This window comes from Paenibacillus sp. IHB B 3084 (assembly GCF_001447315.1).
Classification (GTDB): Bacteria; Bacillota; Bacilli; order Paenibacillales; family Paenibacillaceae; genus Paenibacillus.
Window position 1 is genome coordinate 3,215,076 of the sequence record NZ_CP013203.1, and the last position, 17,562, is coordinate 3,232,637.

Genomic DNA, 17,562 nt, shown 5'->3' on the forward strand with positions numbered 1-17,562 from the left:
AGGTTCATTCCATTAAGAGTAAATCCGATATACTAATTAACAAATATTAATGTGAAACGGTGGTATGACCTTGTCTCATTTACAATTAAACCATACAATTTTAAAACAGAGGTTTCCTCATGTTGCAAGCAAAATAAATAAACTACCGGACAATGAACTATCTATACATTTGTTTAATGAGCCCTTTGAAAAGGATACAGCTTGGCTTGGTGCAGTTGAAGGATCTATTGGAAACGGAAAGATCATTTTTGTATATGGATTTGAAAGGGGACTCAGTATTGCTGATCTCCTCGAATTGTATCCAGATCATTGGCTGTTTGTGTATGAGCCGGATGAGCAGCTTTTTCGGAAGGCAGTGACGGAATACGATCTTAGTCTTTTGCTGAGGCATCCCAATTTATATTGGTTATCTACTGGCGAATCCCAGCTTAATATGATGTTTCACATGTTATGCAGTTATATGTTAGAGGATCTGTCATTCGTCGCACTACGTAAGTATTTATCAGATGATATGGAGATATTACGTAAAGTAAAGGAGCAATTCCAGGATTACCGTCAGAGCTTTTTGATAGATAAGCATACAGAGAATCGTTTTCGTGAAGAATGGACGCGGAATTTTCTATATCATTTATCTGATGGACTATATACTCCTTCGATTGAGCAGCTTTTTTATGCTTTTGAGGGTGCAACTGCGGTTGTTGTGTCATCGGGACCATCGTTGCAGGAAGATATCGAATGGCTGAAGAAATTACGTCCTCATGTATTAATCATTTCAGCAGGTTCCAGCATTCAGGCATTAGTAAAGCATGGAATACGGCCTCATCTTGCTGTCATTATGGATGGTCATCCAGTCAATAAGAAGATCTTTGCTTCTTCTGAAACGAGGGAACAGCCTTTATTATTCACCTCTTCATCTTACTATGAAATCTCTGATCAGAACTGCGCAGAGAAAGTTCATAGTATTATGAAAAGTGATGCTGTGTCCCAGTACTTCTTTGGACTCAGTCAGGATGAACTCTTTATATCCCCTACAGAAACGGTTGCAGGAACGGCCATTCAAGCAGCAGCATGTCTAGGGGCTAAACGGATTATACTCGCAGGACAGGATCTGTCGTTTCCTGATAATAAATTTTATTCTGATGGAATAGAGCACTTTGCAGCTGAGACTACAGGTAAGAAAGTGCAGGAAGCACCTAAAAAAGTTTTAAATGTAAAGGGGACATACAACGCTACAGATGAAAGTTTCTCTCTGATGAAGGATGGCCTCGAAAATTTGATTAGTGCACTGCCGAAGATTGAATTCGTCAATTCAACCCGCAATGGTGCAGTGATTGAGGGTGCCCCATTTGAACCCATGGAAGAGATATGTGAATGGTTGGCTTCTGAACATATTGATTCTGATGCAATTGCTGATTTAATAAATAAAAAGAATATCGTAGTTGATTTGAACAAGGTACATGATGTCAGAGAAAAACTGGTAATAACACTTGAGGATCTGTCTAATGTACGTTCAGAGATTGTGGCGATTCATAAGCTTATGAATAAATTACGTGAATTTAGCCGGACTAAGCCTGCAAAGGCTCAGAATATGGTTGAATCCATTGAGCAGATGTGGGGAGGGATTGCCAACAGGAAATGGTTTTCGCCTATATTTGAGTCTATTATGCCTATCGAAATTGCACGTTTTGATCAGGTCCTTCCTGTTATTGTGACAGAACATCAGCTGACTCGTAAGTCTGATCTAGTCTATGAACATCTTGGTAAGCTGTTGCAGGATATTACAAAACAAATTCCTACACTGGAAGAAATGTTTTCGGAATCAATTCGCCGTTTGAATAAAAAAACAGATAGCGATGTACTAGTCCATACAGATATATAAACTAATCGTCTCACATTCCGGAGGTTTATTATGTTCAACAACAAGATTGTACTGGTTACGGGCGGTACAGGCTCCATTGGAAGCGAAATTGTACGTAATATTTTGTCCTATAATCCAAAAGCTCTGCGGATTTTTAGTAGAGATGAGAGCAAGCAGTTTGATCTGCAGCAGGAATTAAAAGAATATACGAATGTCCGTTATCTGATTGGCGATATCAGGGACAAGCAGAGGCTCAGTTATGCCATGGAGGATGTAGATTACATTTTTCATGCCGCTGCTCTTAAACATGTGCCTGCATGCGAGTACAACCCTATGGAGGCAGTGAAAACGAATGTCATAGGTGTACAAAATTTAATAGAGGCGGCTATTGAGCATAATGTAGAAAAAGTAGTAGCCATCAGCACAGATAAAGTAGTAAATCCAACGAATACGATGGGAGCTACGAAGTTACTATCAGAACGTTTGATTTCAGCGGCCAATTTGTACAAAGGGAGTAAACGTACCATTTTCTCTTGTGTCCGCTTTGGAAATGTTATGGGCTCAAGGGGTTCTGTTATTCCGTTATTCCGGGATCAGATTGCCAAAGGAATCCCGGTGACTGTCACACATGCAGAGATGACCCGATTTATGATGTCTATCCCACAAGCAGCTCAGCTGGTAATAGATGCAGCGCATCATTCGCAAGGCGGAGAAGTATTTGTACTCAAGATGCCGATTCTTAAAATCACGGATTTGGCCCAATGTTTGATCGATTCATTTGAACAGTCAACTGGCAATATCTATTCGGGTGAAGTCATCGAGTCTGGAATACGGCCGGGAGAAAAGCTGTATGAAGAACTAATGTCGTTTGAGGAATCTGAAAGAGCGTTGGAGAATGGACAAATGTATATTATTCCTTCGTTATTTCATACAGTAGAGCAGGAATATGAAGGTTTTCAAAGGGCGATTCCTCAAGAGTATTCTTCAAAGACTGCACCACAGATCTTCCAGACAGCCATTCGGGAGCTTATCGAACAGAATGAATTGGGCTTCACAAAAGGTATTGTATGATGAGCAATCACAAATGTTTGGCGATTATTCCTGCGCGGGGTGGATCAAAAGGTTTGCCTGGTAAAAACATAAGATTATTACATGATAAACCGCTCATTCAATATAGCATTGAAGCCGCGCTAAACAGTGGTTGTGTAGACGAATTAGTAGTTACAACGGATAGTAAAGAGATTGCTCGTGTGTCAGGCCAAGCTGGAGCGGCTGTTCCGTTTATAAGGCCTGCTGAGCTGGCTACCGATGAGGCCAAAAGCATTGATGTATTGAAGCATGCAGTTGAATTTTATGAGCAGACGCAAAATCAATTTTTTGATGTTATTATGCTGCTGCAGCCCACATCTCCACTGCGAAATGCCATGGACATCAAAGAGGCGTATAAAATATTTTTAGATAATCAGGCTGATTCACTTCAAAGTGTCACCTTGTCCGGGGTACAACCCTATCTACTAAGGGAAATAGATAACGGACGGCTTACGTCCTACCTGAAAGGTGAAAGGGAGCATTTGAGGAGGCAAGATCTAAAAGAGCTACATGTTCTAAACGGAGCAATTTATATCGTAAAAAGAGATCTGTTGATGAATAATAGCATCCTGGTTGGACGTAATAATTGCGGTTATATTATGCCTAAAGAACGATCTGTTGACATAGATGACGAGTTTGATTTGAAAATGGCAGAGTTTCTTTGGAGAGAATTCAATCACAAGTGATCCTCGCAATAGGAGGGAGTAGTATAACATGCAAAATTTTTTATCGAATAACGACAGCCATTCCATCTACATTATTGCAGAAGTGGGCGTAAATCATAACGGATCATTGGATCTTGCATTCGAGTGTATTGATCAGGCGATTTTGTGCGGCGCAGATGCAGTGAAGTTCCAGACCTTTAAAAGTGAAAAACTAGTAACCAAGTACGCCCAGAAGGCTAATTATCAGACAGAGAATACGAACTCGGCTGAAAGTCAACTGGACATGTTAAAACAGCTGGAATTAAGCTTTGATGATTTTGTTCTTTTGAAAAAGTATTGTGAGGAAAAAGGAATAGATTTTCTCTCTACACCTTTTGATGAAGAAAGCGCCGAGTTTCTGAATTCAATTGATATCGATGCATTCAAAGTTGGATCGGGAGATATGAACAATATTCCCTTTCTTCAGAAGCTCGATAGCTATGGGCGCCCAATTATTTTATCTACCGGAATGTCCAATCTGGATGAGATTGGAGAATCATTACAAGCATTTGAAAACAGTGAGGTGCTATTACTGCATTGTACCTCCGATTATCCGGCACCTCTGGAAGATGTGAATCTGTTGGCCATGAAGACCATTTCTACAGCTTTTGAGAAGGTCACAGGATATTCCGATCATACAGCGGGGATTGAGATCGCTATAGCGGCTTCAGCACTGGGAGCGAGAATTATTGAAAAGCATTTTACACTGGATCGAACACTTCCAGGTCCTGACCATAAAGCTTCACTGGAGCCTGTTGATTTCTCCAGAATGGTTCTTGCGATTCGTAATGTAGAGCAGGCCCTAGGGGATGGAATTAAAAGGTGTATGCCCTCTGAGGAAAGTACTAGGGCGGTTGCAAGGAAAAGTATTGTGATGGCAACGCATAAAAAAGCAGGTCAGCTAATAACTCAAGAAGATTTAGTTATCAAGCGTCCGGGAACCGGAATAGAGCCTAAATATTACACTGATCTGATCGGAAAACAGCTTATAAATGATGTACATGAAGATCATTTGTTGTCATGGGATGATGTGCAATGAAAAAAGTCTTAGTGATTACCGGAACACGGGCCGACTATGGGATATATTATCCGCTTTTGCGGGCCATTGAGAATGAACATGCTCTGGGTCTCCACCTACTGGTCACAGGAATGCATTTATCTCCACAACACGGATACACATTGGACGCTATTAAAAAGGACGGATTTCGTGTATCAGCTCAAGTAGATTGTCTGCTGCAAGGCTCTACTCATGCCAATATGTCCCGTTCCATTGGAATAGCAATCATGGGAATGACGCAGGCCATAGAAGCGCTCGAGCCGGACTTCGTCGTCGTACTGGGAGATCGGGGAGAAATGCTTGCGGCTGCGATTGTGTCCTCTCACATGAACATTCCGCTTGTTCATTTACATGGTGGAGAAGTATCCGGCACGATTGATGAGTCTGTTCGGCATGCGATCAGTAAGTTGGCTCACATTCACTTCGTGGCTACAAATGGAAGCAGAGAGCGTCTAATCAGACTTGGTGAAGAACCATGGAGGATCCATGTCGTAGGAGCTCCAAGAATTGAAACGATGATGAACACATCCCTGCCTGAGCTAGAGAGGACGAAACGCAAATACGATCTGAATATAGATAACGATTATGTGCTGTTTGCTTATCATCCTGTCACCACGGAAGAAGCGGATATGATTGTGCTTGGTAAGATGCTAGAAATTCTTTTAGCTGGTGCGAGTGAGGTTATTTGTGTAATGCCGAACTCGGATGCTGGAGCTGATGCTATTGTGGAAGTGTATAATCGTTTTGCTGCAAGAGGGGGTATGCATTTTGTAACCAGCTTTGAGCAACTTGATTATCTGACGATGTTGAAAAATGCAAAAGTATTAATCGGAAATTCCTCATCAGGGATTATAGAAGCAGCATCTTTTCACATTCCAGTGATTAATATAGGTACTCGTCAGGCAGGCAGGGAGCGCTCCCTCAATACAATAGATATTATGGACAACGAGACCGAACTGTCATCTGCCTTGGAATATGTTTTGTCTGAGCCTTTCCAGCAAATTATCAAAGCGGTAGACAATGTATACAGTAAAGACAACACGAGTTCTTCTGTCGTGGATATATTGAAACAAACATCCAAGTCAGATCAGCTTATTCAAAAGACAATTACCTATTAAGGGGGATTGGCCTTGAGCTATATCGTTTTTGGAGCAGGAGGGCATGCCAAGGTCGTAATCGATATTTTACGTTCTCGTGGTGAAGAGATAATCGGAGTCCTTGATGATTACTGTCAGGTAGGAAAATGGAATGGTTTGCCGATCTTAGGTGACATCGGCCAGATTGTGCAACTCTTGTCCAAGTATCCTGAAGCGCTATTCATTGTAGCGATCGGGGACAATACAATTAGAATGAATATTGTGAGTCAATTAAAATTAGCTAATGTCAAATTTGGAACAGCTGTTCACCCAAGCGCTGTAATTGCACCGAGTTCATCTATCGGCGAAGGGACGGTTGTCATGCCTAATGCTGTAATTAATGCTGAGGCGTACGTTGGAGAGCATGTCATTATTAATACGACAGCTACCATAGATCACGATTGCCGAATAGAAGATTTCGCTCACATTTCCCCAGGTGTCCATATGGCAGGCGGAGTTCAAATTGGATACCGTGCTCATATAGGAATAGGTGCAAGTCTTATTCCTGATGTTCGTGTAGGGTGTGATACCATCGTCGGTGCCGCTTCATGTGTCATTCGTGATTTACCAGAAAACGTTATAGCTGTAGGTTGTCCGGCGAGAGTAATAAAAACCTATAAGGATAAGGGATGAAACGAAATGTCCAATCGAGATAGAATTTATTTATCTTCACCGCATATGGGCGGGTTTGAACAACAATATATCACAGAGGCCTTCGAGACGAACTGGATTGCCCCTCTGGGCAAAAATGTAGACGGTTTTGAATCAGAGGTGGCAAGTTACTTAGGATGTGGAGGGGCCGTTGCCCTAAGTTCCGGAACGGCGGCCATTCATTTGTCTTTGATACTGCTTGGAGTAGAAAAGGATGATGTTGTTTTTTGTTCTTCTCTTACCTTTGTTGCCAGTGCTAATCCGATCTTGTATCAAGGTGCGATTCCTGTCTTTATTGATTCGGAACCTGACAGTTGGAATATGTCTCCTGAGGCGCTAGAGCGAGCTTTAAAGACTTATGCGGATAAGGGAAGGAAGCCTAAAGCTGTAGTCATAGTCAATTTGTACGGGCAGAGTGCAGACTACGATCGGTTAAAAAAAATATGTGACCATTACGAGGTGCCGATTGTAGAAGATGCTGCAGAATCACTCGGAGCATCTTATGGCAAGCAAATGAGTGGAACGTTTGGGAAATTCGGTATTCTTTCTTTTAACGGTAATAAGATTATTACCACTTCCGGCGGAGGTATGCTTGTTTCAGATGATGTAGAAGCTCTAAGTAGAGCCAGACATTACGCAACTCAGGCGAGGGAAAAGGCGATCCATTATCAGCATGAGGATATAGGCTTTAATTATCGTCTTAGCAATGTCTTGGCTGGTATAGGAAGAGGACAACTTCGTGTGTTGGACGAGCGCATTAAACAGAAACGAAAAGTCTTTGAAAAGTACAGCTATGAACTATCAGGAATTGATGGAATACAATTTATGCCGGAAAAGAGCTTTGGCAAGTCTACTCGATGGTTGACAACGATGACAATAGATCCTGAAATCTTAGGCAGCAGTGTTAGTGATTTAATAGGGTATCTAGGAAAAGATAACATTGAATCCCGTCCAGTCTGGAAGCCGCTTCATCTACAGCCACTCTTTAAGGATGCCATATATTTTACTCATGAAAGCGGTATGGATATTAGCAAAAAATTATTTGAAGAAGGAGTTTGTTTGCCCTCCGGAACAAATATGTCGGTGGATGATCAGAGCTTTGTAATTGACCAAATGAAGGGATTTTTTCAATAAATATATGTTGAACTCATACCAAATACACCCATAAGAGGGCTGTTACGTCGCTTTTTAATTCTAATCTTGCTCCCCTAAGTAAACTCTAATGAAAAAATGAAAAGAGGTTCCTAATGAGTAGTTCCAAAGAAACGCTTGAAATAGAAAAAATACTATCGAATGATAAATTATCAAATGTGGAAGTATACAAATTACTAGATCATGAACTAACCAAATTAAATGGAAACTTTGAAAGTATAAATTCAAATAGTCGTCAAGAGATAGTAACTGAAATCGAACAAATGATATCAGATTATAAGAATTGGGGACTATATTTAACGTCATTTTTACTCACCTGTACAAAGGAACAGAAGTTTTTGAATGATATTTTTGAATATATAGAGAAAGAAGTAAGAATAGATGTGCTCCATTTTGTTTACTGGCAAATTACGAGCTTTCTTTTTACTACTCCTAAATTGAAAACGGAGCAAAACACTAATAGACTGAGAAGGATATATCGAAAATATTTTGAGTATTTTAATAATCAAATTGTAAACGAGGCGAATTGGATTCCTTATGAAGAACGCAACCAAGATCTTGTAGTTGTTGTAGCTGGACAGATGCTTTCTATGTTACATAGCCCAACACAAGTAGCGCTAGATCATTGCAAAGCTTTATATAATCTCAAAAAAGAAATTTTCCTTATAAATACGGCAGACATGCCCCGCTCTATAGCCACGCCTTATTTCGGAGCTGTCCTATCTAACTATGTTGAGGGATACAATCAAACTGACAAGCTAATGTATGAAGATTTAAGTATTCCATTCTTTCAATGTCAAAAAGAAATGCCAAATGGTAGCCAAATAATGGAGCTAATGCAAATGATATTGCATTTAAAGCCGCTCTTTGTTTTATCCATCTCAGGCTCAAATGTAAGCGCCGACCTATTTTCTAATTTTGTGCCTGTTATCACTCTGCCATTAGCTTATGATCTCCCCATCTCAGAGAGCACATTTCCAATTTTGCCCAGAAAAATAAACACAGCAGATTTGAACACGCTAGAAGAATTAGATAGGTCTCGGGAATCAGTTATTGAAAGTGTGTTTACTTATAAATATACGCCTCCGCAGACTAAAATGCATAGAGAGTATTGGGGGTTAGGCGAGGACAATTTTGTATTGGCCGTAGTAGGTAATCGCCTTGATACGGAGCTAGACGATTCTTTTTTAACAGAACTAGACGATCTATTGAAATGTAATGATCATGCCCGCATTATGTTTATAGGTGATCTTAAAAATTATAAAAAAATAACGAATCGATATATCACTCTTGATAAACAATCTGTTCATGTCGGAGCTCAAAAGGATTTAGCCGCTGTTTATGAAGTGTGTGACGCGTATTTAAACACAGTTCGATCTGGAGGTGGTACTTCTGCAGCCATTGCTTTACGGCAAGGGCTACCCGTTTTTACATATGCCTTCGGGGATGTTGCTCACACGGCAGGAGAGTACTACCATATTAACAGTTTTGATGATGTGAATACATTTATAAAAAATTGGGAAAATCCTGTGTTTAGGGAACACGAAAAATCTGTAGCAATAAACAGGGCGAGTGAAATCTTTGACAGTGAAAAGGTTATGAGAGAGATCATAGAGACTATGACTAAATCACCACACTTTTATTAAGCTGCATGGGCTTCACCACATAATTTGCTGAAATGAGAGATGATAATGATAGATTTCAATGTTCCGGCAATAGTAGGTAAAGAAGGAGAGTATATCAAAGAGTCATTTTCTAGTGGACATCTTTCGGGGGATGGAGAATTTACGCGTCTATGTGCAAACTGGTTTGATAGAACTTTTAATGTGAAAAAAACGCTAATAACGACTTCTTGCACACATGCTCTGGAGATGGCTGCTATTCTCTTGGATATTCAACAGGGTGATGAAATTATCATGCCATCTTATACATTTGTATCCACTGCTAATGCATTTGTTCTAAGAGGAGCTAAGATTGTGTTCGTAGATATTCGACCGGATACTATGAATATTAATGAAGATCTTATAGAAGATGCAATCACAGATAAAACAAAAGCAATTGTCCCAGTGCATTATGCTGGAGTAGCTTGTGATATGGATAAAATTTTAGATTTGGCGAATAGATACAATTTGGTAGTTGTAGAGGATGCTGCACAAGGAATTCTTAGCGAATATAAAGGGAGAAAACTCGGGACTATTGGTCATTTAGGATGTATCAGCTTTCACGAAACCAAAAATGTACATTGTGGGGAAGGTGGTGCTTTGTTAGTCAATGATGACCGATTTGTGGAGAAGGCTGAAATAATACGTGAGAAAGGGACAAACAGATCCAAATTTTTTAGAGGTCAGGTAGATAAGTATACTTGGGTTAACATAGGTTCTTCCTACCTCCCTAGTGAACTGAATACTGCCTTTTTATTGGCACAACTTGAAGCCGCGGAGATGATTACAAAAAATAGATTGGCAAGCTGGAATTTATATTTTAAAAGATTAAAGCCTCTGAGTGAAGAGAAATTAATTGACATACCTTGTATACCTCTGGGAATTACTCATAATGCTCATATATTTTATATTAAAGTAAGAGATTTAGAAATAAGGACTGAACTGTTAAATTTTTTGAGAAGACATGAAATCATGGCTGTTTTTCATTATGTACCGCTTCATAGTTCCGAGGCAGGGTTAAAGCATAGTTCATTTACTGGTAAGGATGTTTACACAACTAGAGAGAGCGAACGTTTAATTAGATTACCTCTCTATTTTAATATTGAAGAGTCAGATATAAATCAGATTGTAGATTGTATTTATAATTTTTTTCTACAGTATAGTTCTTCTTTAGTCGGAGGGGTCTAGAATGCTGAGGCTTTTGCATTGGGATTCTATTTTTTTTGCTATGAATATGGCAGAAGTTTCAACTACTTCCCCAATTACAAGCTCATATCTTCAACATTTTATAGAAATTAATCAATTAGACTTTGTACAAGCGCTTTGTAAAATTGATGATATAACAACTATCCAATTTATGGAAAATGAAAATTTTCATATGGCTGATATTAAAGTAACATTTGAGACTAGAATAGGTAGTAATGCGCAAAATGAAAGTTCCCTTGTATTTGCCACGGAGCATGACTTTCCTTTATTACAAAATAAGCTGACGGGATTATTTAAAGATAGTAGATATTCTTGTTATCAGCATATTTTTGATGTAGAAAAGGTGGACAAATTATATAAGTTGTGGGTGAAAAAGTCTATTCTAGGTTCATTTGATGATTATTGCCTTGTTCTTAAGATGGATGGAGAAATTATTGGATTCGTAACAATTAAAGAAAATTTAAACGACAGAGAAGCAAGGATCGGTCTTCTGGGAGTTGATCTAAAGCACCAAAGCCATGGAATAGGCACGAAGTTACTAACAGAGTTAGAAGTGTTTCTTGAATCCAGGCCAATTGATCAACTATTAGTTTCGACACAAGGTAGAAATTATAATGCTATGAATTTATATATAAAGTGTGGTTATAGAATTCAAAAAATGGAAAGTTGGTATTATTGGACGAGGGAGTCGAAAGAAGATGTGCAGATGAACCTTCCTTGCTTCCCCAGAGGATGACAGTGCTCTCTTTTTATAATGAGGGTGCTGTTCAAGGCTCGTTCATAGATCCAACACTAGACGTTTAGGACGAAATCTTAGAATAAAGGATAATTAAGTATTTTATAGAATTAGTATGTTATTCGTAGGAGTTATTTTGAATCTATGAATAATTTTAGTATTTTGAGAAGGGATGATGTTTATGAAGTGGGGGAAATATTTTTCAGGGGTTTTATTGGTCATTTTAGTTTTAAGCAGTACGTCAGTAGCTCCAGCCTCAGTTGAGGCCAGCTCGTCAAATACTACAACGAAGGATACTGCGACGAGGTCTCTTTCAGTCAATGCAACTCAAGCGTTGGAGCCTACCAGTACGACTGATGCTGTATATGGTGAGACTCTTAAAGTGAACAATCATCGGGTTTCATTAATGTCTAATTTCAATGTGAACGGTGATCTTATGAGTTTCACTGATTCATTGACGACAGCTGATCCAACAGATTTTTGGTTCTTTAACGTACCTACAGATAGAAGCATTCTGGCTCAGATCAGATCAAGTAATCCCAATTATAGATTTGATTTGTATTCGATTGATTGGAGCACAGGGACAGCAAGTCTGACTGGTTTTGGAGGAAAGGCCTCTGAATTGAAGTTTGCTACAGACTTAAAAGCAGGGGACTGGGGACTTCGTGTTACTTCCACAGGAACGGTGGGTGAGAGTTATAGTATTCACATGAATGCAGCCTCGCCAGCGGATACGCCGATTAATGGCAAGACAGCTAAGCTAACCTCCTACTCTAACAATTTGTTATCTACGGTAATTGAGTATCCAAACGGAGATATTAAGGTGAATGGGGCTCAAATTGCCAATACGACGGCGGCGAACCCGAATTTGGAATGGTCAAGAGAATTTAACTTCTCCAGTGGTGGCAGTTATTCTTCAAGAAGTCATGATGTATCAGATGTTCGGATTAAAAGCGTCACTACGCCTGTGAAATATACTTCAAATTATGCAAGCTCGGATAATGCGGTTTTAATTGTTCTAAATGAGGGAACGCTTTTCACCTATTTTGAATCAGCATATAGTTCTGGCAATCCACCATATCACAGTTCCTCTTTCGTTGACACGAACGGCAGAACTACCCCGAGACGTCTGGATTTTATTGATATGGCTGGAGATCCAGATATTCTTGTATACGATCTGGATACAAAGAAAGTAATTGATTTTGTAAGTAGCTTGAATTATTACTATGCCAAAGGGATTGAACCGCAACCGACGGTAGTTTACTATAATTAAGTGAAACGGGATGCAACAAAAATTTTAATTGAATTTATTTTATGAGTTTCGAACGCTCACAAAGAGTTTACTATATGAATATAGTAGGCTCTTTTGCCTATTATACCATGCCAATCTATAGGAATAGAGTGATTTACTCATGATAAATGGAATAAGTATGAATGAAAACATTATCAATTCCAATTGACAATGGATAACCTTGGGTGGTATAGTCGAAATTGTAGGCGAGAGCCTCACTTCATTTGATGACGAAGGGAATGTTAGTGCATGCAAGGTAAAGTTAAATGGTTTAACGCAGAAAAAGGTTATGGTTTCATTGAAACTGCTGATGGCGGCGACGTATTCGTTCATTTTTCCGCAATTCAAACAGAAGGCTTCAAAACACTTGAAGAAGGACAAGACGTGGAGTTCGACATTGTCGAAGGCGCACGTGGACCACAAGCCGCTAACGTAACCAAATTATAATCATCCCCGGCATAGCCGACCTACATAATTGGTAAGATGGTTAGCAACGGATAACGCGCTAGCAACTGCCCTGGAATATATTCTAGGGCTTTTTTATGTTTTCTAGATGAGCAGATGTACAATAAAAACATAAAAAAGCCTCTTACACGATGGTAAGGAGCTAGGCGATACACAGTACGGTGAAAAGCTACTTTACAGAACCGTCGAAGTCAGCCATCTCCACAAAAATGGTGTTGAAGGAAGCAGACTGCTTCTCTACGCGTCCGTCTGGATAGCGCAGGATGACTTGAGCGATTAGATAAGCACGGAGTGCAGATTCAATGTCCAAGGAAAAGACGATGACGGCCTTAGGGTCTGGTCAAGACGGCCCAACGGGATACCTATGAGCAGCTTAGGAAATGAAAGCGGCACAGAGTTCACAGTGACCGTTCATAGAAAACGGAAATCTTCGGCTGCGAATGGAGCGGTGAGCAATAGCTCCTCCAGCGGAGTGTTGCCGATGTTTTCCACGTTGATAGTAAAGGAGAAGGCCATCTTCCAGCCCGACACGCAGAGCACTGGAGCTAAGTGTGAGTGTAACTAAGCCGTACATACACCACAGGCCTGCATCCGATTCAGTGTGAAAGGGCCACCCTTCCTTTTCGTTAAAGTAGCTGAGCATCAAGCCAAGAATATATAAATGTCACGATGCAGTAGATCAACTATTTTTATATGTGTTCATTATTCACATGTGTGTGCAGGTCTCTTTAAAACATGATCTTTTTCAAAAGATGAGATAGTCGCCAAGGGTTTTATCGAAAAAAGAAGATTTTTGTAAAATAGCTCCGAAATGTTGGGTGTTTTTTTACTTGGCGTTAACATATGTGCTATACTGAAGGGGCAAAGGAGGCGTGCCCTATGAACTTAACAGTACGAGGTCAACAGATCGAGGTTACCGACGCTTTGAAGGACTACGTTGATAAGAAATTCAGCAGACTTGAGAAGTATTTCGATGCACCCCCGACATCTGACGGAAGTGTAACGTTAAGCACAACCAGAGATTTGCACACTGTAGAAGTAACCATTCCTTTGCCGGGGCTTGTACTCCGTGCCGAAGACGAAAGCGACGACATGTATTCGTCCATTGATGCCGTGGTAGACAAGCTTGAGCGGCAGATCCGCAAGCATAAAACCAAACTGAACCGTAAATTCCGTCAGGAAGGCAGTTTGAAGACCCTTTTTGTAGAAGGGACGGCAGGTGGCGTAGCTGTTGCTGAAGATGAGGATTCAGAATTGGATGAGCTGGAAGTCGTCCGCACCAAGCGTTTCTTATTGAAACCGATGGATGTGGAAGAGGCCATTCTTCAAATGAACATGGTTGGACATAATTTCTTCGTATTTGCCAATATCGATAACGAAGAAGTCAGCGTGGTTTACAAGCGCAATGACGGCAAATACGGTCTCATCGAACGGGAATAATCTGTAAGGCAGGAACTTATCATGTTTTAAAATGAATAGAGGGTTCCCGATTGAAAGCATGCTTCATTGGAGATTGGGAAGAATGAAAATAACGACGAGCCTTATCCTTGCGAACCTGGCGGGGTAGGGCTCTTTTATATGTTTTTCTGAAAATGAAATGTAATTTTAATGCAAATAAACGTAACTAATTGTGTATTTCATGCGTCAATTGTTTTGGTATCTTTAACCGGATGCAAATCAGGGAGCGGCTTGTGTTGCGGCATGTCCTACAAACTGTTACAATTTATGCAAAGAACATCGCACGATGGGCTGGTATAGCCGGGCCTGTCAAACATATCGGGATCAATTTCATCATGGACCCTTTCTTATTGTGAAATTGATTCTATTAATTGTTTTGCGTGAAAGGGGTAAACCATGTTAGGAATTGTAAAGAAAATTTTTGGGGATACAAACGAACGTGACGTCAAGCGTTTAATGAAGACGGTTGAGCTGATCAATAAATTAGAGCCGGATTTCGAGAAGCTATCGGATGAGGAGCTGCAAGCGAAAACGGCGGAGTTTAAAGCCCGGATTGAGCAGGGAACTACGGCGGAAGAGATTTTGCCGGATGCTTTCGCAACCGTTCGTGAGGCGTCCAAGCGGGTGCTGGGCAAACGTCATTATGACGTACAGATGCTTGGCGGTATTGCGCTGCATGAAGGTAGAATTGCCGAAATGAAAACCGGCGAAGGGAAAACACTGGTGGGAACACTGCCGGTTTATTTGAATGCACTGTTGGGTAAAGGCGTGCACGTGGTTACGGTCAATGACTATTTGGCGCAACGTGACAGCGGAGAAATGGGACAAATCTATAACTTCCTGGGCATGTCGGTCGGGCTGAATTTGTCTGGTCTGGGTCATGGAGAAAAGCAAGCTGCATATGCTTGCGACATCACGTACGGCACGAACAATGAGTTTGGATTCGATTACCTGCGTGACAACATGGTGCTTTACAAAGAACAGATGGTACAACGTCCGTTGTATTTCTGTATCATTGATGAAGTGGATTCGATTCTCGTCGATGAAGCTCGTACGCCGCTGATTATTTCTGGACAAGCTCAGAAATCCACGGAGCTGTATTTTGCGGCTGACCGTTTTGTGAAGAGTTTGAATGTTGAAGAAGATTACACCTTGGATATCAAGGTGAAGTCGGTTGCTTTGACCGAGAATGGTGTATCTAAAGCTGAGAATTTCTTCGGACTGGAGAACCTGTACGATCAGGAAAGTGTGACAATTAATCATCACATTGTGCAGGCATTGAAAGCTAACGCTATTATGCGTCTGGATGTGGATTATGTCGTAGCTGACGGCGAAGTTCTGATTGTCGATGAATTCACAGGTCGTCTGATGGCCGGACGTCGCTACAGCGATGGTTTGCATCAGGCGATTGAAGCGAAGGAAAACATCGTTGTACAGAACGAGAGCATGACGCTGGCGACGATTACTTTCCAAAACTATTTCCGTATGTATCGCAAATTGGCGGGTATGACGGGTACAGCTAAAACAGAAGAAGAAGAATTCAAAAAAATATATGGTCTGGAAGTTCTCCAGATCCCTACGAACCGGGCGAATCAGCGTGTGGATATGCCTGACGTAGTATACAAGAGCGTAAAAGGTAAATTCCATGCGGTAGTGGATGAAATTGTGGAGCGCCACAAAAACAACCAGCCGATATTGGTAGGTACGATTTCCATCGAAAATTCGGAGCTTCTTTCCGAAATGCTGAAACGCAAAGGTGTTCGGCATAAAGTGCTTAACGCCAAGTATCATGCCGAGGAAGCTGAAATCATTTCCCGTGCAGGTGAAGCGGGTTCAGTAACCATTGCCACGAACATGGCAGGGCGGGGTACAGACATCGTGTTGGGCGAAGGCGTATCGGGTATTGGCGGTTTACACATCATCGGTACAGAGCGTCACGAATCTCGCCGTATTGATAATCAGCTTCGCGGACGTGCAGGACGTCAGGGTGATCCGGGCTCCACACAATTTTACTTATCGCTGGGCGATGAGTTAATGAAGCGTTTTGGTGCAGACAACGTGCTGAATATGATGGAACGCTTGGGCTTCGAGGAAGACCAACCAATTGAAAGCCGAATGATTACACGTGCTATCGAATCGGCGCAAAAACGCGTTGAAGGCAACAACTTTGACCAGCGTAAAGTCGTTCTCCAGTATGATGACGTGATGAATCAGCAACGTACTATTATTTACAAACAGCGTCGTGAAGTGCTGGAATCCGAGAACATTAAAGAAGTTGTATTCGACATGATCAAGCCTGTCATTGAGCGTGTGGTTGAAGCTCATTGCGGCGATGACATTCCTGAAAACTGGGAACTTGAAGAAGTGGCAGAATATGTGAACAGCAATCTGCTTGATGAAAATGCAATCAGTCGTGATGATCTGTGGGGTAAAGAAAAAGAAGAGATCGTTGAAATGATCTTCGAGAAAGTTACGGAAAGATACCACAGACGTGAAGAGACGATTGGCGAAGACATGGTACGCGAGTTCGAGAAAGTTATCGTATTGCGTGCAGTGGATAGCAAATGGATGGATCATATTGATGCTATGGATCAGCTGCGTCAAGGTATTCACTTGCGTGCTTATGGTGGTACCGATCCATTGCGTGAATACCAGTTTGAAGGTTTTGAAATGTTCCATGCCATGATCGCCAGCATCCAGGAGGAAGTAGCGACTTACATCATGAAGGCGCAAATTGAATCCAACCAAGAGCGTCAGGCTGTCATCGACGAAGACAAAATCTCGACGAGTGGCGAACCTGCTGCTCCTAAAAAGAAATCCGCCCCTTCGCGTCCGCGCAGAAAATAACGGATTGAAGGACGGATTTAGGGAAGCATTCATTTCCTGTAATGCATATAATGGCAGGCGGCAGTTTATCCAACTGACCGTCGGCCATTTTGTGCCATACAGGGGAGCACCCGGTTATTTAAAATTCGTTTGACTTTACGGCGGTCGGTAGCGAAGCGAAGGATTTGAATCTGGAGAAGCGTCAGCGTTCGTAAGATCAAAATCATTCGCGTAGCGTCTCCTTACCCAGCCGTAACTCACAACGCATTTAA

At 41.1% G+C, this 17,562-nt stretch carries 15 protein-coding genes; 14 read left to right on the plus strand and 1 reads right to left on the minus strand.

Annotated features, from left to right (window positions below; all coding sequences use genetic code 11):
- Positions 1-64 precede the first annotated feature (64 nt).
- The 12 genes from ASL14_RS15115 (at position 65) to ASL14_RS15170 (ending at position 12,988) form a co-directional block, all read left to right on the plus strand.
- Complete coding sequence (locus tag ASL14_RS15115) at positions 65-1,879, plus strand: motility associated factor glycosyltransferase family protein (RefSeq protein WP_134912199.1); 1,815 nt, start codon at positions 65-67, stop codon at positions 1,877-1,879.
- A 30-nt stretch (positions 1,880-1,909) separates the two neighbouring features.
- Positions 1,910-2,929, plus strand: coding sequence for a UDP-N-acetylglucosamine 4,6-dehydratase family protein (locus tag ASL14_RS15120; RefSeq protein ID WP_134912200.1), 1,020 nt, complete (start codon positions 1,910-1,912; stop codon positions 2,927-2,929).
- On the plus strand, positions 2,926-3,633 hold the full coding sequence (locus tag ASL14_RS15125) for an acylneuraminate cytidylyltransferase family protein (RefSeq protein WP_223264003.1): 708 nt from the start codon (positions 2,926-2,928) through the stop codon (positions 3,631-3,633). The genes ASL14_RS15120 and ASL14_RS15125 overlap by 4 nt, the downstream gene beginning before the upstream one ends.
- Before the next feature lie 28 nt (positions 3,634-3,661).
- Complete coding sequence (neuB, locus tag ASL14_RS15130; RefSeq protein WP_134912201.1) at positions 3,662-4,690, plus strand: N-acetylneuraminate synthase; 1,029 nt, start codon at positions 3,662-3,664, stop codon at positions 4,688-4,690.
- Entirely contained in the window at positions 4,687-5,826 is a 1,140-nt protein-coding gene (neuC, locus tag ASL14_RS15135) for a UDP-N-acetylglucosamine 2-epimerase (RefSeq protein ID WP_134912202.1), read from the plus strand. The genes neuB and neuC overlap by 4 nt, the downstream gene beginning before the upstream one ends.
- 12 nt (positions 5,827-5,838) lie before the next feature.
- The gene (locus ASL14_RS15140) at positions 5,839-6,477 is read left to right on the plus strand and encodes an acetyltransferase (RefSeq protein WP_134912203.1); all 639 of its coding nucleotides are present in this window, start codon (positions 5,839-5,841) and stop codon (positions 6,475-6,477) included.
- A 6-nt stretch (positions 6,478-6,483) separates the two neighbouring features.
- Complete coding sequence (locus ASL14_RS15145; protein WP_134912204.1) at positions 6,484-7,629, plus strand: DegT/DnrJ/EryC1/StrS family aminotransferase; 1,146 nt, start codon at positions 6,484-6,486, stop codon at positions 7,627-7,629.
- Between the two features lie 113 nt (positions 7,630-7,742).
- A complete protein-coding gene (locus ASL14_RS15150; RefSeq protein WP_134912205.1) occupies positions 7,743-9,293 on the plus strand; it encodes a glycosyltransferase family protein in 1,551 nt (516 codons plus the stop codon).
- Positions 9,294-9,338: 45 nt separating this feature from the next.
- Positions 9,339-10,496, plus strand: coding sequence for a dTDP-4-amino-4,6-dideoxygalactose transaminase (gene rffA, locus ASL14_RS15155; RefSeq protein ID WP_134912206.1), 1,158 nt, complete (start codon positions 9,339-9,341; stop codon positions 10,494-10,496).
- A 1-nt stretch (position 10,497) separates the two neighbouring features.
- Positions 10,498-11,250 carry a GNAT family N-acetyltransferase gene (locus ASL14_RS15160; protein WP_134912207.1) on the plus strand — a complete coding sequence of 251 codons (753 nt, stop codon included), beginning with the start codon at positions 10,498-10,500 and terminating at the stop codon, positions 11,248-11,250.
- 181 nt (positions 11,251-11,431) lie between these two features.
- On the plus strand, positions 11,432-12,523 hold the full coding sequence (locus tag ASL14_RS15165) for a hypothetical protein (protein ID WP_134912208.1): 1,092 nt from the start codon (positions 11,432-11,434) through the stop codon (positions 12,521-12,523).
- Between the two features lie 267 nt (positions 12,524-12,790).
- Complete coding sequence (locus ASL14_RS15170; protein WP_013373372.1) at positions 12,791-12,988, plus strand: cold shock domain-containing protein; 198 nt, start codon at positions 12,791-12,793, stop codon at positions 12,986-12,988.
- 187 nt (positions 12,989-13,175) lie between these two features.
- Here the strand turns inward: ASL14_RS15170 and ASL14_RS27405 are convergent, their stop codons facing one another.
- The gene (locus ASL14_RS27405; protein ID WP_189338163.1) at positions 13,176-13,316 is read right to left on the minus strand and encodes a hypothetical protein; all 141 of its coding nucleotides are present in this window, start codon (positions 13,314-13,316) and stop codon (positions 13,176-13,178) included.
- A gap of 569 nt (positions 13,317-13,885) precedes the next feature.
- Here ASL14_RS27405 and hpf point away from each other — a divergent pair.
- Both hpf and secA read left to right on the plus strand, forming a co-directional pair.
- Positions 13,886-14,446, plus strand: coding sequence for a ribosome hibernation-promoting factor, HPF/YfiA family (gene hpf, locus ASL14_RS15175; RefSeq protein ID WP_134912209.1), 561 nt, complete (start codon positions 13,886-13,888; stop codon positions 14,444-14,446).
- A 414-nt stretch (positions 14,447-14,860) separates the two neighbouring features.
- Positions 14,861-17,311, plus strand: a complete 2,451-nt coding sequence (gene secA / locus ASL14_RS15180; protein ID WP_134912210.1) for a preprotein translocase subunit SecA — start codon at positions 14,861-14,863, stop codon at positions 17,309-17,311.
- Positions 17,312-17,562 lie beyond the last annotated feature (251 nt).

Coding starts and splice junctions, on each gene's coding strand:
- ASL14_RS15160 (WP_134912207.1), top strand. CDS start 10,498: ATGCTGAGGCTTTTGCATTGGGATTCTATTTTTTTTGCTATGAATATG.
- neuC (WP_134912202.1), top strand. CDS start 4,687: ATGAAAAAAGTCTTAGTGATTACCGGAACACGGGCCGACTATGGGATA.
- hpf (WP_134912209.1), top strand. CDS start 13,886: ATGAACTTAACAGTACGAGGTCAACAGATCGAGGTTACCGACGCTTTG.
- ASL14_RS15145 (WP_134912204.1), top strand. CDS start 6,484: ATGTCCAATCGAGATAGAATTTATTTATCTTCACCGCATATGGGCGGG.
- ASL14_RS15165 (WP_134912208.1), top strand. CDS start 11,432: ATGAAGTGGGGGAAATATTTTTCAGGGGTTTTATTGGTCATTTTAGTT.
- secA (WP_134912210.1), top strand. CDS start 14,861: ATGTTAGGAATTGTAAAGAAAATTTTTGGGGATACAAACGAACGTGAC.
- ASL14_RS15120 (WP_134912200.1), top strand. CDS start 1,910: ATGTTCAACAACAAGATTGTACTGGTTACGGGCGGTACAGGCTCCATT.
- rffA (WP_134912206.1), top strand. CDS start 9,339: ATGATAGATTTCAATGTTCCGGCAATAGTAGGTAAAGAAGGAGAGTAT.
- ASL14_RS15150 (WP_134912205.1), top strand. CDS start 7,743: ATGAGTAGTTCCAAAGAAACGCTTGAAATAGAAAAAATACTATCGAAT.
- ASL14_RS15115 (WP_134912199.1), top strand. CDS start 65: ATGACCTTGTCTCATTTACAATTAAACCATACAATTTTAAAACAGAGG.
- ASL14_RS15125 (WP_223264003.1), top strand. CDS start 2,926: ATGATGAGCAATCACAAATGTTTGGCGATTATTCCTGCGCGGGGTGGA.
- ASL14_RS15170 (WP_013373372.1), top strand. CDS start 12,791: ATGCAAGGTAAAGTTAAATGGTTTAACGCAGAAAAAGGTTATGGTTTC.
- neuB (WP_134912201.1), top strand. CDS start 3,662: ATGCAAAATTTTTTATCGAATAACGACAGCCATTCCATCTACATTATT.